This window comes from Pseudomonas putida (assembly GCF_002906855.1).
GTDB classification, from domain to species: Bacteria; Pseudomonadota; Gammaproteobacteria; order Pseudomonadales; family Pseudomonadaceae; genus Aquipseudomonas; species Aquipseudomonas putida_N.
Genome location: NZ_MINI01000040.1, coordinates 1 through 582 on the forward strand (window position 1 = coordinate 1; position 582 = coordinate 582).

The window sequence follows — 582 nt, forward strand, 5'->3', positions numbered from 1 at the left end:
AAGCCATTCGCGCCTGCCAGGTGCTCGGCGACAACGGCATCGACCTGATCGAGCAGCCGATCTCGCGCATCAACCGCGGTGGCCAGGTGCGCCTGAACCAGCGCAGTCCGGCACCGATCATGGCCGACGAATCCATCGAGAGCGTCGAGGACGCCTTCAGCCTGGCCGCCAATGGCGCGGCCAGCATCTTCGCCCTGAAGATCGCCAAGAACGGCGGCCCACGCGCCGTGCTGCGCACCGCGCAGATCGCCGAAGCGGCTGGTATCGCCCTGTACGGCGGGACCATGCTCGAAGGCTCGATCGGCACTTTGGCCTCGGCCCATGCCTTCCTCACCCTGCGCCAGCTGACTTGGGGCACCGAACTGTTCGGCCCGCTGCTGCTGACCGAAGAGATCGTCAACGAGCCGCCGCAGTACCACGACTTCCAGCTGCACGTGCCGCGCACCCCGGGCTTGGGCCTGACCCTCGACGAAACCCGCCTGGCGCGCTTCGCCCGCCGCTAACACCTAGGAGAAGACAGCATGCTGTTCCACGTGAAGATGACCGTGAAACTGCCGGTCGACATGGACCCGGCCAAGGCCG

General features: G+C 66.8%; 1 protein-coding gene and 1 pseudogene. Both read left to right on the forward strand.

Going from position 1 to position 582, the window contains the following annotated elements:
- Positions 1–503, forward strand: a 503-nt coding sequence (locus BGP85_RS22110; protein ID WP_308451986.1) for an enolase C-terminal domain-like protein, incomplete at its 5' end; no start/stop codon positions are given.
- 18 nt (positions 504–521) lie between these two features.
- Positions 522–582, forward strand: a pseudogene (locus BGP85_RS22115) (muconolactone Delta-isomerase); the annotation flags it as partial.